Source organism: Oleiphilus sp. HI0117 (assembly GCF_001635235.1).
Genome location: NZ_LWGA01000131.1, coordinates 1 through 494, shown reverse-complemented (window position 1 = coordinate 494; position 494 = coordinate 1). Strand labels below are relative to the sequence as shown.

General features: G+C 37.7%; 1 protein-coding gene. It reads right to left on the bottom strand.

Features of this window, described 5'->3' with window-relative positions:
- Positions 1-276: ExbD/TolR family protein (locus A3757_RS01780; RefSeq protein WP_369819516.1), on the bottom strand; the 276-nt coding region annotated here is incomplete at its 3' end.
- Positions 277-494: the final 218 nt, after the last annotated feature.

Sequence of the window (494 nt, the reverse complement as noted above, 5' to 3'; positions counted from 1 at the left end):
ACCTTGCTCACTACTCTGAATCTTTCTTATTAAACCCTGTTTCGTATCAGCCAATGTCAGGCTGTTTTTACGTATTATTAGTTGCAGTTGCAATTCTTCGGAATTATCTGGGAGTTGCGCATCGTCCAGTACTGGAAAATTAAGGTCTAATACTGCTGTTTGAGAAAAAACCATACTTAATAGCAATACCGGCACAAGTACAATCATGAGATTCATGAACGCAGTGATGTCCAATTCTGCCTGCTGAACAAGCTTTCTATGCTTCCTTCGTGCCATATATATATCGCTAGTTAGTAATACCGGTTAGTTATCTATCTTTTGAATAAATAAACTACTGTCAATTGAGTTCATAAAAAAGATGAGTGCTAGGACTGACCAGTTTTATCGGAAATCATATTTAGTAATTTCACACCAGCCATCTCAAAACTATCGACAATTTCATTGGTCTTAGTCTGTAGCACTGCATGGCAAAGCAATAGAGGAATAGCAGCCAT